Source organism: Achromobacter sp. UMC46, from assembly GCF_014170335.1.
Classification (GTDB): domain Bacteria; phylum Pseudomonadota; class Gammaproteobacteria; order Burkholderiales; family Burkholderiaceae_B; genus Achromobacter.
The window spans coordinates 41,786-57,847 of sequence record NZ_LZZS01000018.1 but is presented as its reverse complement, the minus strand read 5'-3'; the positions used below and the strand labels follow the sequence as shown (position 1 = coordinate 57,847).

16 protein-coding genes are annotated in these 16,062 nt (G+C 68.9%); 3 read left to right on the top strand and 13 right to left on the bottom strand.

From position 1 onward, the window contains the following. Nucleotide 1 precedes the first annotated feature (1 nt). From dsrO to A9973_RS15845, 3 genes are read left to right on the top strand one after another with little or no spacing between them, the layout of a single operon-like run. Complete coding sequence (gene dsrO / locus A9973_RS15855; RefSeq protein ID WP_255469179.1) at nt 2-715, top strand: sulfate reduction electron transfer complex DsrMKJOP subunit DsrO; 714 nt, start codon at nt 2-4, stop codon at nt 713-715. A gap of 19 nt (nt 716-734) precedes the next feature. Then, a complete protein-coding gene (gene nrfD, locus A9973_RS15850) occupies nt 735-1,769 on the top strand; it encodes an NrfD/PsrC family molybdoenzyme membrane anchor subunit (RefSeq protein WP_183014702.1) in 1,035 nt (344 codons plus the stop codon). 37 nt (nt 1,770-1,806) lie between these two features. Continuing rightward, nucleotides 1,807-5,031 (top strand): tetrathionate reductase subunit A, encoded by a 3,225-nt coding sequence (locus A9973_RS15845; RefSeq protein WP_183014701.1) that lies wholly within the window; start codon nt 1,807-1,809, stop codon nt 5,029-5,031. A gap of 63 nt (nt 5,032-5,094) precedes the next feature. On the opposite strand, the gene ccmI is transcribed toward A9973_RS15845, so the two are convergent. Genes ccmI through A9973_RS15780 form a run of 13 tightly spaced genes read right to left on the bottom strand, consistent with a single transcriptional unit; the run spans nt 5,095 to nt 16,051 of the window. After that, the gene (gene ccmI / locus A9973_RS15840) at nt 5,095-6,351 is read right to left on the bottom strand and encodes a c-type cytochrome biogenesis protein CcmI (protein ID WP_183014700.1); all 1,257 of its coding nucleotides are present in this window, start codon (nt 6,349-6,351) and stop codon (nt 5,095-5,097) included. Next, nucleotides 6,348-6,824, bottom strand: a complete 477-nt coding sequence (locus tag A9973_RS15835; RefSeq protein ID WP_183014699.1) for a cytochrome c-type biogenesis protein — start codon at nt 6,822-6,824, stop codon at nt 6,348-6,350. Before A9973_RS15835 ends, ccmI begins: the two co-directional genes overlap by 4 nt. Then, a complete protein-coding gene (locus A9973_RS15830; RefSeq protein WP_183014698.1) occupies nt 6,821-7,378 on the bottom strand; it encodes a DsbE family thiol:disulfide interchange protein in 558 nt (185 codons plus the stop codon). Before A9973_RS15830 ends, A9973_RS15835 begins: the two co-directional genes overlap by 4 nt. Continuing rightward, on the bottom strand, nt 7,378-9,387 hold the full coding sequence (locus A9973_RS15825; RefSeq protein ID WP_183014697.1) for a heme lyase CcmF/NrfE family subunit: 2,010 nt from the start codon (nt 9,385-9,387) through the stop codon (nt 7,378-7,380). The genes A9973_RS15830 and A9973_RS15825 overlap by 1 nt, the downstream gene beginning before the upstream one ends. Then, on the bottom strand, nt 9,384-9,845 hold the full coding sequence (gene ccmE / locus A9973_RS15820; protein WP_183014696.1) for a cytochrome c maturation protein CcmE: 462 nt from the start codon (nt 9,843-9,845) through the stop codon (nt 9,384-9,386). The genes A9973_RS15825 and ccmE overlap by 4 nt, the downstream gene beginning before the upstream one ends. Continuing rightward, on the bottom strand, nt 9,842-10,006 hold the full coding sequence (gene ccmD, locus A9973_RS15815; protein WP_183014695.1) for a heme exporter protein CcmD: 165 nt from the start codon (nt 10,004-10,006) through the stop codon (nt 9,842-9,844). Before ccmD ends, ccmE begins: the two co-directional genes overlap by 4 nt. Then, on the bottom strand, nt 10,003-10,794 hold the full coding sequence (ccmC, locus tag A9973_RS15810) for a heme ABC transporter permease CcmC (RefSeq protein WP_183014694.1): 792 nt from the start codon (nt 10,792-10,794) through the stop codon (nt 10,003-10,005). The genes ccmD and ccmC overlap by 4 nt, the downstream gene beginning before the upstream one ends. Before the next feature lie 8 nt (nt 10,795-10,802). After that, nucleotides 10,803-11,468 (bottom strand): heme exporter protein CcmB, encoded by a 666-nt coding sequence (ccmB, locus tag A9973_RS15805; RefSeq protein ID WP_183014704.1) that lies wholly within the window; start codon nt 11,466-11,468, stop codon nt 10,803-10,805. Next, the gene (gene ccmA / locus A9973_RS15800) at nt 11,434-12,117 is read right to left on the bottom strand and encodes a heme ABC exporter ATP-binding protein CcmA (protein WP_183014693.1); all 684 of its coding nucleotides are present in this window, start codon (nt 12,115-12,117) and stop codon (nt 11,434-11,436) included. Before ccmA ends, ccmB begins: the two co-directional genes overlap by 35 nt. Next, a complete protein-coding gene (locus A9973_RS15795; RefSeq protein ID WP_183014692.1) occupies nt 12,104-12,742 on the bottom strand; it encodes a cytochrome c3 family protein in 639 nt (212 codons plus the stop codon). The genes ccmA and A9973_RS15795 overlap by 14 nt, the downstream gene beginning before the upstream one ends. A gap of 15 nt (nt 12,743-12,757) precedes the next feature. After that, nucleotides 12,758-13,234: a nitrate reductase cytochrome c-type subunit gene (locus tag A9973_RS15790; protein WP_183014691.1), complete on the bottom strand. Its 477-nt coding sequence runs from the start codon at nt 13,232-13,234 to the stop codon at nt 12,758-12,760. A 20-nt stretch (nt 13,235-13,254) separates the two neighbouring features. Beyond that, nucleotides 13,255-15,750, bottom strand: coding sequence for a periplasmic nitrate reductase subunit alpha (gene napA / locus A9973_RS15785; protein ID WP_183014690.1), 2,496 nt, complete (start codon nt 15,748-15,750; stop codon nt 13,255-13,257). Next, nucleotides 15,734-16,051: a chaperone NapD gene (locus tag A9973_RS15780; protein WP_183014689.1), complete on the bottom strand. Its 318-nt coding sequence runs from the start codon at nt 16,049-16,051 to the stop codon at nt 15,734-15,736. The genes napA and A9973_RS15780 overlap by 17 nt, the downstream gene beginning before the upstream one ends. Between the last annotated feature and the right edge of the window lie 11 nt (nt 16,052-16,062).

Genomic DNA, 16,062 nt, shown 5'->3' with positions numbered 1-16,062 from the left:
CCTGGGCCTGAGCGCCGCCGCCACCATCATCCCCATCCACGCCGAAGCCACCGGCCTGAACGGCCAACCCCCGCGCCGCCCCGGCATCCCCGGCATCCCCGGCAAGCGCTACGGCATGGTCGTCGACATGCGCAAATGCATCGGCTGCCAATCCTGTACGGTCAGCTGTTCCATGGAAAACCTGCCCCCCATCGGGCAATTCCGCACCACCGTCCTGCAATACGAAGTCACCCCCGACGACGGCAGCCCGGCCGCCATGGTCATGCTGCCGCGCCTGTGCAACCACTGCGACAACCCGCCCTGCGTCCCCGTCTGCCCCGTGCAAGCCACCTTCCAGCGCGAAGACGGCATCGTCCTGGTCGACAACGAACGCTGCGTCGGTTGCGCCTACTGCGTACAAGCCTGTCCCTACGACGCCCGCTTCATCAACCACGAGACGCAAACGGCCGACAAGTGCACGTTCTGCGAACACCGCCTGGAAGCTGGCCTGCTGCCGGCCTGCGTGGAAAGCTGCGTCGGCGGCGCGCGCGTCATCGGCGACATGAACGACCCCGACAGCGCCATCTCCCGGTTGCTGGTCGAACACAAGGCCGACATCAAGGTCTTGAAGCCCGAAATGAAGACCGATCCCCACGTCTATTACATCGGCTTGCCCGATGCGTTCGTCCATCAGGTCGACGGCCAAGCCGGCGTGCGCCTGGCTGGCGGACATTGAGCCATCACAGGGGACTTTCATGCAGATCTCGGAATTGCTCACGCCGGCCTATGACGCCGCCTGGCTGCCTTGGGCCGTGCAGTACTTTTTTCTCATCGGCATCAGCGCCACCACCGCGCTGACCGCCGTCTTCGCCGCCTTCGGCCCTGCGGGGTCGCCCGCGCGCCGGCTGCTGCCCGCGGCGGCGACCGTGCTGCTCGTGACCGCCGTCGCCGCGCCCGTGTCGCTGCTGGCCGACTTGCACCAGCCCGGCAGGTTCTGGCATTTCTACACGCAAGTCACGCCCTGGTCGTGGATGTGGCTGGGCGCCTTGCTGCTGCCGGTGTTCGTGGGCCTGGCCGTGCTGTTCTGCGCCGCGTGGTGGTGGGGCCGCATCGCTTGGGTGCGCCTGCTGGGCGTGGCGCTGGCGCTGTCCGCCGTCTCGATCCTGGTCTACACCGGCGCCGAAGTCATGGTGCTGCGTTCGCGGCCTTTGTGGCACACCGTGTTCCTGCCCGTGAACTTCGCGCTGACGGCCTGGATGGGCGCGCTGGGCGCCATGTTCCTGGTCGGCCGGTGGCTGCCGGGCGGCATGAAGGCCTTGCCGGTGGGCATGCTGCGCCAACTGAGCCTTGCCGCCGTCGTGCTGATGGCGTTGGGCGCCGGTGCCTGGGCCCTGCTGGGCACGCTGGGCATTGACCCGTCGTTCGACGCCGCCTTGCGGCTGTTCGCGGACTTCCCGATCTGGCGCATCAGCCTGGCCGGCGCGGTCATCACCGCCTTCTGCATGATCGCGCTGCTGCAGCGCCCGGCGCACGCGCTGGCGGCGCCGCTGTCTTCGGCCTCGCTGGCGCTGACCATGCTGGCCGCCGCGTGGATCTTCCGCTGGGTGGTGTTCATGAGCGTGCAGGGCGTGCCCAAGTACGGCGCCGGCCTGTACCTGTACGACATGCCCTGGGGCAGCGACGGCCTGCTGGGCATGGTCGGGGTGCTGGGCCTGTGCGTGGCGCTGGTCACCGCTACGGTCTGGGCCCTGGAACGGTTCCCGGCGCGCGCGCGCGGCATGGCGGCCTGACGCGGCCGCAAGACGAATGCACATGGAAGATAAAGCAATGGACAAGCAACACGAAGACGACAAGCCCGGCGCCCCTGGCGCGCCCGATACACGCGACACTCCCGATACGGCTGGCGATGCCCTGGCGGACGCGGCGCGGCGCAGGTTGATGGTGCGCGGCGGCCTCGTCGCCGGGGGCATGGCGGCCTTTGCCGCCGGCTATGGCGAAACCGTCACCCGCGCGGTGAAGGGCCTGGCGCACGGCACGGCCGGCGTCCCCACGGCGCATGCCGTGCGCGGCAATTCGCTGGCGGCGGAATTCCGCATCGACCCGCTGACCGGCGTGCTCTCCGCCCAGCCGGGCCAGACGGTCAGCCCGTCCAGCTGCCTGGGCTGCTGGACCCAGTGCGGTGTGCGCCTGCGCGTGGACACCAAGGAAAATCGCATCCTGCGCGTGGCGGGTAACCCCTACCACCCGCTGGCCACCACGCGCCCCGCCGCGATGGAAACCCCGGTGCGCGAGGTCTACGCGCAACTGGGCGGCGAGAACGGCCTGGAAGGCCGCGCCACGTCCTGCGCCCGCGGCTCGGCCATGCTGGAACAGATGAACAGTCCGTTCCGCGTGCTGCAACCGATGAAGCGCGTGGGCGGGCGGGGCGAAGGCAAGTGGCAGACCATCTCATTCGAACAGCTGGTGCAGGAAGTGTGCGAAGGCGGGGACCTGTTCGGCGAAGGCCACGTGGAGGGCTTGCGCGCCGTCTTTGACCGCGACACGCTGCTGGACCCCGACAATCCGGAGTACGGCGCCAAGGTCAACCAGTTCCTGTTCACCGACGCCTCCAACGAAGGCCGCACGCCGCTGATCCAGCGCTTTGCCGCGCAGTCGTTCGGCACGGTCAACTTCAGCAACCATGGTTCGTATTGCGGCCAGAGCTTCCGCGTGGGCGCGGGCGCCGCATTCGGCGACCTGAAAGGCATGCCGCACGGCAAGCCCGATTGGGACAACGCGCGCTTCGGCCTGTTCATCGGCGCGGCGCCGGCGCAAGCGGGCAACCCGTTCCAGCGCCAGGCCCGGCAACTGGCCGAGGCACGGGTGCGGCCTGAGGCGGACAGCTTCACGTATGTCGTGGTGTCGCCCGTACTGCCCGCGTCCTCCAGCCTGTCGGCAGGCTCGGGCAACGAATGGCTGCCGGTGAACCCCGCCAGCGACCTGGCCTTGGCGATGGGCCTGATCCGCTGGATCCTCGACAACGAGCGCTTCGACGCCCGCATGTTGGCGCAGCCCGGCCCCGATGCCATGAAGGCGGCGGGCGAAGCGGCTTGGACCAACGCCACGCACCTGGTGGTGGCCGAACCCGGCCACCCGCGCCTGGGCACGTTCGTGCGCGGCGCGGACCTGGGCTGGCCGCGTCCGGCCGACGCCGACGAAAAATGGGAAGACGTCTACGCGGTGCGCCTGGAAGACGGCACGCTCGCGCCGCACACGACCGCATCGGCCGCCACGATGTTCGTCGACGAGCGCATCGCCGTGCCCGGCATGGCGGGCGGTTCGGAAACCGTGCGCGTCTGCTCGTCGTTGGCCTTGCTGCGCGAGGAATCGCACCGCAAATCGCTGGACGACTACGCCGGCTTGTGCGGCGTGCCCGCCGACAAGATCGCTGCGCTGGCCAAGCGCTTCACCAGCTACGGCAAGCGCGCCGTGGCCGACGCGCATGGCGGCACGATGAGCGGCGCGGGGTTCTATACGGCCTACGCCATCGCCATGCTCAACACGCTGGTCGGCAACCTGAACGTGGACGGCGGGCTGGTGCTGGACGCCGGCCCGTTCCCGCCTTACGGCCCCGGCCCGCGCTACAACATCGCGGGTTTCGCCAACCGCGCCACGCCCAAGGGCGTCGCCTTGTCGCGCAACCGCTTCCCATACGAGAAGTCCAGCGAATTCAAGCGCAAGAAGGCGGCGGGCCAGCCGGCGTATCCGGCATCCGCGCCGTGGTATCCGGCCACGGGCGGCCTCAGTTCCGAAATGCTGGCGTCCGCCCTGGCGGGGTATCCGTACCGCGCCAAGGTCTGGTTCAACCACATGAGCAACCCGATCTACGGCATCGCGGGCTTGAAGGGCGTGATCATCGACAAGATGAAAGACCCGCGCATCCTGCCGCTGTCGGTATCGATCAACCCGTTCATCAACGAAACCAACGCGCTGGCCGACTACATCGTGCCGGACACCGTCACCTACGAAAGCTGGGGCGTGTCGGCACCCTGGGCCGACGTGGTCGCCAAGGCCTCCACCGTGCGCTGGCCTGCCGTCGCGCCGCGCGTGGCGCGCACGGCCACCAATGAACCCGTCTGCCTGGAGACCTTCCTGATCGCCTGCGCCAAGCGTCTGGGCATGCCGGGCTTCGGCGAAAACGCGATCTCGGACAAGGACGGCGCGAAGTACGCGTTGGACACACCGGAAGACTTCTTCCTGCGCGGCATGGCCAACATCGCGTTCTCGGCCGGCCGCGCCGTGCCCGAGGCCAGCGACGACGACATGGCGCTGACGGGCGTGGACCGCTACCGCAGCCTGTTGCAGCACAAGCTCAAGCCCGGCGAATGGCGGCAGGTCGCCATGCTGATGAGCCGGGGCGGACGCTTCGACAAGATGGAGGATGCCTGGGTGGACAAGGGCCAGAACCGGCATACGCGCCAAGCCTACGCCAAGCCCTTGCAGATCTGGAGCGAGGAACTGGCGGGGTTCCGCCATGCCATGACGGGCGAACGCTACAGCGGCTGTCCCACCTGGTATCCGGCGCGCCTGGCCGACGGCCGCGCCATGCGCGCGGCGTACCCGGCGCAGCAATGGCCGTTCCTGCTCAGCTCGTTCAAATCGAACCTGATGAGCTCCATGTCCATCGGCGTGAACCGCTTGCGCCAGGTGCATCCGCACAACCCGGTGTCGATCAACCGGCAGGACGGTGAACGCCTGGGGCTGCGCAATGGCGACGCCGTGCGCATCGTGACCCCGGGCGGCGCGGTGACGGGGCTGGCCCTGTTGCGCGACGGCATCCAGCCGGGCGCGGTGGGCATCGAGCACGGCTACGGCCATACCGAGCTGGGCGCGCGCGCCCACGTGGTCGACGGCAAGCCGATGCCGCACGATCCGGCGCTGGCGGCAGGCGTCAACCTGAACGACTTGGGGTTTGGCGACGCCACCCGGGGCGAGCACGCCAACGTCTGGATCGACTGGGTGTCGGGGGCGGCGGTGCGTCAAGGGCTGCCGGCGCGGATCGAACGCGCGTAGGCCGTCGGGGGCTCGGCTGCGGCCCTGACCCCGGCTCCTGACCCCGGCTGACACCGGCGCGCCTTAGCGCACGACGGTGTCGGCCACCAGTTCCAGACCGTCCGCGCCGACGGCCACGTCAGGCAGTATGCCGCTCAGGTCTCCGGGCCGTGCGGCGGCGGTGCCTGACCGGCTGATGCGGATCTCCACGCGCACGTTGCCGGCCCGCGACAGCGTGGCGTCGGGCGACATGGCGCTGCTGTCATCCAGCACGAACGCGCGTGGCAGGTCCGACACGCGCCACTGCAGGATCGCCAGCGGCATGCGCGAGCCCTCGACGGGCCGCGCCAGGATGAACACGGTATCGCCGGGCTGGACCTGGCTGCGCAAGGCCTCGGCGATGCGGGCATGTCCGCTGATGCGCGCGGCCGGGGCAGACGCGCCGCCGGCGGGCTGCGCCTGGGCCGTGGCAGGCGCAGCCGGCGCACCGGCAGTCATCGCGCGCGCCTGGGCGATATTGGATTGGATCTGCCGCGCGGCCTCGGAGTCCGGCGGCAGCAGGGCTTGCAGGCGCTCCCAATGGGCCAGCGCCTCGGCCGCGTCGCCGCGCCGCAACGCCATCATGCCCGCCAGCGCCAGGGCCTTGGGCTGGTCCGGCTGCGCGGCCAGCGCCTGCGCTACCGCCGCGACCGAATCGGCGTCAGGCACGCCCTGGTTCGCCGAGAGCAGCGCGTCGGCCATGTCGGCCAGCACCGCGGGTTGGCCGGGGAACAGGCGCAGCACCTGCCGGTAGGCGGCCACGGCGTCGGCATAGCGGCCCAGCGTTTCATAAGAGCGCGCCAGCGTGTACCAGCCGTCCGCATCGTCGGGCGCGTTGCGCAGACGCTGCGCCAGCGCATTGATGGCCAGCGCCATGTCTTCGCCCGATTCGGCTGCATGCGGTTCGGCGGCGCCTGCCATGACGGAGACATCCGCCGCGGCGCGCGGATTGCCCAGCTTGCCGTAGAGCAGCACGGCGGCCACGGGGATCAGCACGCTCAGCAGGCAAGCCGTCGCCACGCCTGCCCGCTGGCCGCGGACCGGCGCGGCCTGCCGCTGGCGCAAGGCCAGGTCTTGCAGCAGGTCGCGTTGCAGCTCGTCTTCCGCCCGCGCCAGGCCGTCGGCGCTCAGGCTGCCGTTCTGCCGGTCGCGCCGCAATTGCTCGCGCTGGGCCAGGTAGAACGCGCGCACGCTGGCGTCCGACGCCGGGTCCGCCTTCGGCGCCCGGCGTACCAGCGGCGGGATCAGGCACAGCAGCGTCGCCAGCAGCAGCGACAGGACGACAAGCCAGAGCGTGGTCATGAGCCGGTATCCAGAAAGCGCGCGGCGCGGGCGCGTTCGTCGGCGGTCAAGGGCGCGCGCGCGCCCGTGCGCCGTTTCAGCGTGCGCAGCAGCACCCAGAATCCCAACGCCAGCAGCGCGAATGGCCCCAGCCACAGCAACCAGGTGATGGGCTTGAAGGGCGGGTCATAGCGCACGAAATCCCCGTACCGGTCTTCGAAGAAGCGCATGATCTGCGCATCGCTGCGGCCCTCGGCCAGTTGGGCATGGATCAGGTTGCGCATGTCGTGCGCCAACGGCGCATTGGAATCGGCCAGCGTCTGGTTCTGGCAGACCAGGCAGCGCAAGCCATGCGCCAGCTTGTCGGCGCGTTGCTGGTCGGCGGACGACAGCGGGGGCAGGGCGGGCGGCGTCTGCGCGGCGGCCGTGCCGGCCGCGCCCATCGCGAGGGCCAGCGTCAGCAGAAGCGGGGCAAGGAATCCGGGCGCTCTCATCGCAAGCTCTCGATCAGGGGTTGGATCCGGGTGCGCCAGATGTCCGGGGTGATCAGGCCAAGCTGCTTGTAGCGGATGCGTCCGGCGCCGTCGATCACGAAAGTCTCGGGCACGCCGTAGACGCCATATTCGATGCCGACGCGGCCGTCGGTGTCGCTGGCGGATGCGATGTACGGATTGCCGTTGCGCGCCAGCCACTCCAGCGCGTCCTCGGGCTTGTCCTTGTAGTTCAACCCGTACAGCGGAATGCCGTGGCGCTGGGCGACGTCGCGCAGCACCGGCAGCTCCTCGCGGCACGGGCCGCACCAAGACGCCCACACGTTCAGCAGCCAGACCTGGCCGCGCAGCGCCTGCACGTCCAGCTGTGGGCCGGGTTGTTGGATGGATTGCTGGCCGGATTGTTGCCCGGGCGCCCGCAGCAGCGGCAGGCTGATGGCGGGGGCGGGTTTGTCGATCATGGCGGACGGCACCGCGCGCGGGTCGCGCGACAGGCCCATCGCCAGAAACACCGCCATCGCCATGAAGACGCCCAGCGGCAGCAGGTATCGCAGCATCAGTACCCCTCCCGCGCCGCGTGGGCGGATGGGGCGGCCTCGGTCCTGGGCGGGCGCGCCGAAGCCTCCTGCGCGTGGCGGTAGCGCTTGTCGCCCGCCGCCAGCAGGCCGCCCAGCGCCATCAGCAGGCAGCCGGTCCAGATCCAGGTCATGAAGGGCTTGACCTGGATGCGCACGGTCCAGGCGCGGTCGCCCACGGGTTCGCCCAGCGCCACGAACAGGTCGCGGGTGAAGCCGCTGTCGATGTCGGCCTGGCTCAACGCCATGTCCTGCACCGTATACAGGCGCTTTTCGGGATACAGCGTCACGACCGGCTTGCCGTTGCGGGTAACGGGGAACACGGCGCGCTGCGCGCTGTAGTTCGGGCCGGCGGCGGGCGCCACGCTGGCGAACGTGAACTGGTAGCCGCCGGCTTCCTGCGTGGCGCCCAATTCCATGCGCAGCTCGTGCTTGACCTCGTAGCCGTTGGCCAGCGTGACGCCGGCGATGAAGATGCCCACGCCCGCGTGCGCCAGCAGCATGCCGTACCAGGCGCGCGGCTGGCGGCCCAGCCGGCGCAGCCATTGGCCGCCGCCATCCGTCAGCCGTTGCGCGGCGTGCGCGGCGGCGCTGCCGACCGACCACGCCGCCAGCCACAGGCCCAGCATGATCATGGGCGAGCCCAGCCGCAACGGGCCCGGCATCGCCAGCGGCAGCAACACGGCCGTCGCCACGCTGACCGCGAACGCCGCGCGCAGCCGCCGGCCCAGGTCGGGCAGGGTGGCTTGTTTCCAACGGGCCATCGGGCCCACCCCCATCAAGAAGACGGCCGGGGTCATCAGCGGCACGAACACGGCTTCGAAGTAGGGCGGCCCGATGGAGATCTTGCCCCAGTCCAGCACGTCCAGCACCACCGGGTATAGCGTGCCCAGCAGCACCGAGCCCGCCGCCACGGTCAGGACGACGTTGTTCGACAGCAGCAGGGATTCCCGCGACAGCAGAGAAAAGCCGCCGCCCAGGCCGACCGTCGGCGCACGCCACGCGTACAGCGTCAGCGAACCACCGACGATCACGGTCATGAACGCCAGGATGTACAGTCCGCGGCCCGGATCCACCGCGAAGGCGTGCACCGAGGTCAGCACGCCGGAGCGGACCAGGAACGTCCCCAGGATGCTGAGCGAAAACGTGCAGATGGCCAGCAGCACCGTCCAGCTGCGGAAGGCCCCGCGGCGCTCGGTCACGATCAGCGAGTGGATCAGCGCGGTGCCCGCCAGCCACGGCATGAACGAGGCGTTCTCCACCGGGTCCCAGAACCACCAGCCGCCCCAGCCCAGCACGTAGTACGCCCATGCGCTGCCCAGAAGGATGCCGACGGTCAGGAAGGTCCAGGCGGCCAGCGTCCACGGCCGGACCCAGCGCGCCCACAGCGCATCCAGTTCGCCCGACAGCAAGGCCGCGATCGCGAAGGCGAAGGCCACGGAAAACCCCACATAGCCCATGTACAGCATGGGCGGGTGCACGATCATGCCGGGGTCCTGCAGCAGCGGGTTCAGGTCGCGGCCGGCCATGGCGGGCGGCATCAGCCGTTCAAAGGGGTTGGACAGGAACAGCAGAAACAGCAGGAAGCCCACGCTGATCCAGCCCATCACCGCCAGCACGCGGCCGGCGAACGCCAGCGGCAGGCGGCGGCTGAACACGGCGACGGCCAAGGTCCAGGCGGTCAGCAGCAGCAGCCACAGCAGCAGCGACCCCTCGTGCCCGCCCCAGACCGCCGCGAAGCGGTATGCGGCAGGCAGGTCTGCGTGGGAATTGCCGGCCACATACAGCACCGAAAAATCGTTGTGCACGAACGACCAGGCCAGACAGCCGAAGGCCAGCACGGTCAGGCAGAACTGGCCCACGGCGGCCGGCCGCGCCACGCGCAGCCCCGCCTGCCAGCCGGTGGCGGCGCCGATCAGCGGCAGGATGGCCTGCGCCAACGCCGTCAGCAGCGCCAGGATCAGGCTGAACAAGCCGATTTCGGGAATCATTTCGCCTGCCCCTGCATCGTGTTGGCGGCCGTGGCCTGGCCGGCGCGCTTGAGCGCATCGGCGGCCTCGGGCGGCATGTAGTTCTCGTCATGCTTGGCCAGCACTTCGGTGGCGCGGAACACGCCGTCGGCGTCCAGCCTGCCGGCCACCACCACGCCTTTGCCTTCGCGGAACAGGTCCGGCAGCAGGCCCTGATAGGTCACGGGCACCGTGTGCGCGGTGTCGGTCACGAGGAACCGCAGGGTCAGCCCGTCGGCGTCGCGTCGCACCGAGCCTTGCTCCACCAACCCGCCCACGCGGAAGCTGCCGTTGCGGGGGGCCTCTTGCGCCACCACCTGCGTCGGGCTGAAGAAGAACACCAGGTTCGATTGCAAGGCGTTGAGCACCAGCGCGGTCGCCAGGGCCAGCAGGCCCAGCCCGCCCGCGATGGCCAGCACGCGGCGCTTGCGCGGCGTCATGGGCGGGCCTCGCCGGCTTGTCCACGCGCCGCCGCGCGCCGGGCGCGTGCCCGGCGCCACAGCACGGCGGCCTCCAGCCCCATCAGGGCCAGCGTGACGCCGTAGGCGCCCAGGATGTAGGGGCCGTGGCCCTGCAAGGAGAACAGCGCGTCCCAGCTCATGGCGCCTCCGGGGCGGGGCGGCCGGTGCGCGCCGCACCCGGCTCGCGTTCGGCGATGATGCCGCGCACGCGCGCCAACGCCACCGCCGCGCTGTACAGCCAGAAGGCCGCCACCATCAGCAGCATGGCCGAGACCATGATGCGCGCCATGCTGGGTGCCGTGGTCAGGTTGATGGATGCGCCTTGATGCAACGTGCTCCACCACCGTACCGAGAAATAGATGATGGGAACATTGACGACGCCGGCCAGCAGCAGGATGGCGCCGCCGCGGTCGGCGCGACGGATATCGTCGGTGGCGGCCTGCAAGGCCATGAAGCCCAGATACAGGAACAGCAGGATCAGTTCCGACGTCAGCCGCGCATCCCAGACCCACCAGGCGCCCCAGGTGGGCTTGCCCCACAATGCGCCCGTCCACAGCGTCAGGAACGTGAAGAGCGCGCCGGTGGGCGCCAGCGCCCGCATCATCATGAACGACAGGCGCGTGTTGTAGATCAGGCCCAACGCGGCGTAGCCCGCCATGACCAGGTACAGGAACATCGACATCCAGGCCGCCGCCACGTGGATGAACAGGATGCGGTAGACCTCGCCCTGCTGGCTGTCGGCAGGCGCCACGGCCAGGCCGACGTACAGGCCCGCGCAGGCGAAAAGCGTGGCCGCCAGCGCCAGCATCGGGATCAGGCGGCCGGCCAGCGGGTAGAACACGGCCGGCGAGGCGTAGCGCATCCAGCCCGCGCCGGCGGGGGCCGGGCCGGCGGCATAAGGCGAATCGAAAGCGGGTTGCTTGTGCATGGGGCCTCTCAGTCCAGCGCCACGCGCAGCGCGGCGGACGCGCTCCAGGGGCAGAGCAGGATCGCCAGGCACAGGCACGCGCCCAGCAACGACAATTGCGGTCCTGCGCCCAGGCCCGCATGCGTGGCGGACACGGCGCCCGCCCCGAAGATCAGCACCGGCACATACAGCGGCAGCACCAGCAGGGGCAGCAGCGCGCCGCCGCGCAGGCCCAGCGTCAGCGCAGCGCCCAGCCCGCCCACCAGCGCCAGCGTGGGCGTGCCCAGCAGCAGGGACAGGACCAGCACGCCGATCGCCTGCGGCGGCAGGCCGAATTGCAGGGCCAGCACGGGGCTGGCCAGGATCAGCGGCAGGCAGCCGGTGAACCAGTGCGCGACCAGCTTCACGCCCACCAGCAGCGGCAGCGGATGCGGCGACACCAGCAGTTGCTCCAGCGCGCCGTTGGCATGGTCCTGCGTGAACGGGCGGTGCAGGCTCAGCAGGATGCCCAGCAGCGCGCAGACCCACAGCACGCCCGGCCCGATCGCCAGCAGCAAGGCGGGGTCGGGGCCGACCGCCAGCGGGAAGAGGGATCCCGCGACGATGAAGAACAGCGTGGCGCCCAGCGTATCCGCCGGCCGCCTCCAGGCAAGCCGGATGTCACGCAGCGCCAACTGAGACAGCGTAGCCAGCATCCGCGTAGTCATCCATGTTCAGGGTTTGCGTGCGAGAGGCGGCGGTGCCGGGCGTCCGGTGCGACGCCACCACCGCCGCGCCGCCTGCGTCCAGGTGCGTGTCCAGCGCGCGCCACAACTGGTCCAGGCTGGCCGCGTCCAAGCCGGCGTCGGGTTCGTCCAGCAACCACAGGGGCTTGCCGCCCAGCGCCACGGCGGCCATCGCCAGCCGGCGGCCCTGGCCTTGGGACAGCCGGGCGGCGGGCAGGTGCAGGCCGCCTTCCAGCCGCCAGCCGCGCAGGCCCGCGGCAATGGCCGTATCGTTCTGCGGGGTGCCCGCGACATGCAGGGCATAACGCACGTTTTCCAGCGCGGTCAGTTCGCCGCACAGCCCGTTGGCATGCCCCAGGAACGCCACGCCCGCGAAATAGGCGGCGGGGTCGCGGCGCGCGTCGATGCCCTGTGAATGCAGCGTGCCGTCCAACGGGCGCAGCAGGCCCGCCAGCATGCGCAGCAGGCTCGTCTTGCCGCTGCCGTTGGCGCCCCGCACATGCAGGAGCTGGCCGCGATGCAGGTCGAAATCGACCGGGTGTGCGCCATCGGGGCCGCCGCGCGGGCTGCGCAGCCCGCTGGCGGCAAGCATCGGCGGCGGCGCGTCAGCGGGCCGCATTCGCCACCTCTTTGGGCGCCCCGGCCGGCGGCGTCGCGTCAGAGGTCTGGCCGGGCGGGATGTGCGGCAGCGTATGGGCGATGCCCTTGTGGCAGTCGATGCAGGTCTTGGTCTTGTCCGCCAGGTAGGTGGAGTGCATGTTCTGCGCGCGCACGCTCTGGCGCGTGAAGTCCATGTATTCGTAGTTGTGGCAGTTGCGGCATTCCAGCGAGTCGTTGGCCTTGAAGCGCGCCCATTCGTGCTGGGCCAGTTCCAGCCGCTTGTCCACGAACTTTTCGCGTGTGTCGATGGTGCCGAAGATCTTGCCCCACACTTCCTTGGAGGCCTGCATCTTGCGGGCGATCTTGTCCGTCCAGTTGTGCGGCACGTGGCAGTCCGAACACAGGGCGCGCACGCCTGAACGGTTGGTGAAATGGATGGTGCCCTTCAATTCCGCGTACACGTTGTCGCGCATTTCATGGCAGCCCGTACAGAACTTCTCGGTGTTGGTCAGCTCCATCGCGGTGTTGAAGGCGCCCCAGAACAGGATGCCGCCGATGAAGCCGCCGATCGTCAAAAATCCCAGGCTGAAGTGCACGCTGGGGCGGCGGATGATGTTCCAGTAGCGCTTGATGAGCTTGAACATGGCGGCATCAATCCCTTACTTCTTGTCGGTGGCCGGGGCGGTCAGGCGCTTGAGGATCCCGTCGATGTCCTGATAGGTGTTGGACACCAGCGGCTTGGCCTCGGCCTGCGGCACGTGGCACTGCACACAGAAATAGCGCCGTGGCGACACCTCGGCCAGCACGTTGCTGTCGCGGTCCATGTAGTGCGTCACGCTCAGCGGCGGCGCCTGGGTTTCCTCGGTGTTCACCCGCGCGTGGCAGGCCAGGCAGCGGTTGTAGTTCTTGTCGATCTGGTAGCCGTCGATCTTGTGCGGGATGGTGGGCGGCTGCATCGAATAGGTGCGCATCCGCTTGATGTCCTTGTTCTCGATCGGGCTGATCAGCGGCGGGTCGGCCTCTTCGGCGATCGGGGTGGGCCCCCGCATGGGGTCTTCGACCTCGAACGGCGGGGCGGCCCAGGCAGCCGAACTCAGAAGGATGCTGAAGGCGATGATGGCGGCGCGTAGGTTCATGGCTGTCTCCCGGGGGCCGTTCAGACCTTGACGATCTTGACCGCGCACTTCTTGAAGTCGGTCTGGAACGAGATCGGGTCAGTGGCGTCCAGCGTGACCTTGTTGATCAGCTGGCCGGCGTCGAACCAGGGCACGAAGACCAGGCCGCGCGGCGGCTTGTTGCGCCCGCGGGTCTCAAGCCGGGTGCGCATCTTGCCACGGCGCGATTCGATCTCCACTTCCACGCCGCGCCGCAGGCCCATCGCCTGCGCGTCGTCGGGGTGCATGAAACAGACCGCGTTGGGAAACGCCCGATACAGCTCGGGCACGCGCCGCGTCATCGATCCGGAATGCCAGTGCTCCAGGATGCGGCCGGTGGACAGCCAGAACGGATATTCCTTGTCCGGCGATTCGGGGGGCGGCTCGTAGGGCAGGGCGTAGATCACGGCGCGGCCGTCCGGATTGCCGTAGAACTCGAAACCGGCGCCGGCCTTCACATAGGGATCGCTGCCTTCGCGGTAGCGCCACAGGGTCTCTTTGCCGTTGACGACGGGCCAGCGCAGGCCGCGCGTCTCATGATAGGTGTCGAAGGGGGCCAGGTCATGGCCGTGGCCTCGGCCGAATTCCGCATACTCCTCGAACAGCCCTTTCTGCGCATAGAAGCCGAAGGCTTTCGATTCCTGGTTTTCATACTCCGCGTTCAATTCGCTGTTGGGGAATTTGTTGACGCGGCCGTTGGCGAACAGCACGTCGAACAGGGTCTTGCCCCGGTATTCGGGCTTTTTCGCCAGCAAGTCGGCGGGCCAGACCTCTTCCACCTTGAAGCGCTTGGAAAACTCCATCAGCTGCCACAGGTCGGACCGCGCATCGCCCGGCGCGTTCACCAGTTGATGCCAGAACTGCGTGCGCCGTTCGGCGTTGCCGTAGGCGCCTTCCTTTTCCACCCACATGGCCGCGGGCAGGATCAGGTCGGCCGAAATGGTGGTGACCGTGGGGTAGGCGTCCGACACCACGATGAAGTTGTCGGGGTTGCGGTAGCCCGGCAAGCCCTCGTTCATCAGGTTGGCCGCCGCCTGCATGTTGTTGTTGACCATCACCCAGTAGGCGTTGATCTTGCCGTCCTTCAGCATGCGGTTCTGCAGCACCGCGTGCGCGCCCACCTTGTCGGGGATGGTGCCGTCAGGCAGTTGCCAGATGTCTTCCGCGTGCGCGCGGTGCTTGGGGTTGGTGACGACCAGGTCGGCGGGCAGGCGGTGGGAAAACGTGCCCACTTCGCGCGCGGTGCCGCAGGCCGACGGCTGGCCGGTCAACGAGAACGGGCTATTGCCCGGCGTCGAGATCTTGCCCGTCAGCAGATGGATGTTGTAGACCATGTTGTTGGCCCACACGCCGCGCGTGTGCTGGTTGAAACCCATGGTCCAGAACGAGGTCACGCGGATCTTCGGGTCGGCATAGAGCTCGGCCAGGTCCTGCAACTGCTTTTGCGGCACGCCGCTCAGCTTGGACGTGTATTCCAGGTCGTACTTCGAGACGAACTTGGCGAACTCGTCGTACGTGATGGGCTTTGAGCCGCCCGCCTTGTCGGCATTCTTGGCGGCCTTCTGCAAGGGGTGGTCGGGCCGCAGGCCATAGCCGATATCGGTGTTGCCTTCGTGGAACACGGTGTGCTTGTCCACGAAGTCGCGGTTCACGCGCTTGGTCTGGATGATGTGGTTGGCGATGTAGTTCAGGATCGCCAGATCCGTCTGCGGCGTGAAGGTCAGCGTCAGGTCGGCCAGTTCGTACGAGCGGTGCTCGAAGGTCGACAGCACCGCCACGCGGGTCCTGGGCGCGGACAGCCGGCGGTCGGTCACGCGGGTCCACAGGATGGGGTGCATCTCGGCCATGTTCGAGCCCCACAGCACGAAGGCGTCGGCGTTCTCGATGTCGTCGTAACAGCCCATGGGCTCGTCGGCGCCGAAGGTCCGCATGAACCCCACGGCCGCGGACGCCATGCAATGCCGCGCGTTCGGGTCCAGATTGTTCGACCGGAAGCCGGCCTTCATCAGCTTCAGCGCGGCATAACCTTCCCAGACGGTCCATTGGCCCGACCCGAACATGCCGACGGCGGTCGGCCCTTTGTCTTTCAACACCCGCTTGAACTGTTCGGCCATCACGTCGAACGCCTGGTCCCAGGACACCGGCGCGAACTCGCCGTCCTTGGCGTACTTGCCGTCCTTCATGCGCAGCAGCGGCGTGGTCAGCCGGTCGTTGCCGTACATGATCTTGGACAGGAAATAGCCCTTGACGCAGTTCAGGCCCTTGTTGACCTCGGCGTTGAAGTCGCCGTGCGTGGCCACGACCTGGTTGTCCTTCACCGCGACGTTCACGCCGCAGCCGGTCCCGCAGAACCTACAGGGCGCCTTGGACCATTTCAGCTTGGCCGCTTCGGATTCGGTCACGATGTTCTGCGTGTACCCGACGATGGGGATGCCCGCCACCGTGGCGGCGGCCGCAGCGGCGGATTGCTTGATGAAGTCTCTACGAGCCATGGACATCGCCAATCTCCTCGTTCATCGTGGCAAGCGTGTCGGCGTGCTGGTAGACCAGCGCCGAGGCCAGCACGCCATCCAGGCGCTGGATCTCGGAGATCCGCGCCATCATGTCGTCGGTGGAAGGCGCTTCCAGCGTGATCACCAGTTTTCCGGTGTCGGACGCGCCATGGATTTCAGAGCCCGCGACGGCCAGGATGGCGGCGCGGACATCGGGCAGGCGTTTGGGCAGGGCGTGCACGACCAGGCTGGCGATGTGCAGCTCGGGCGGCGGCGTGGACGCCGGGGGGGAGGGAAGCGCGGACATGGGGGTTCCGT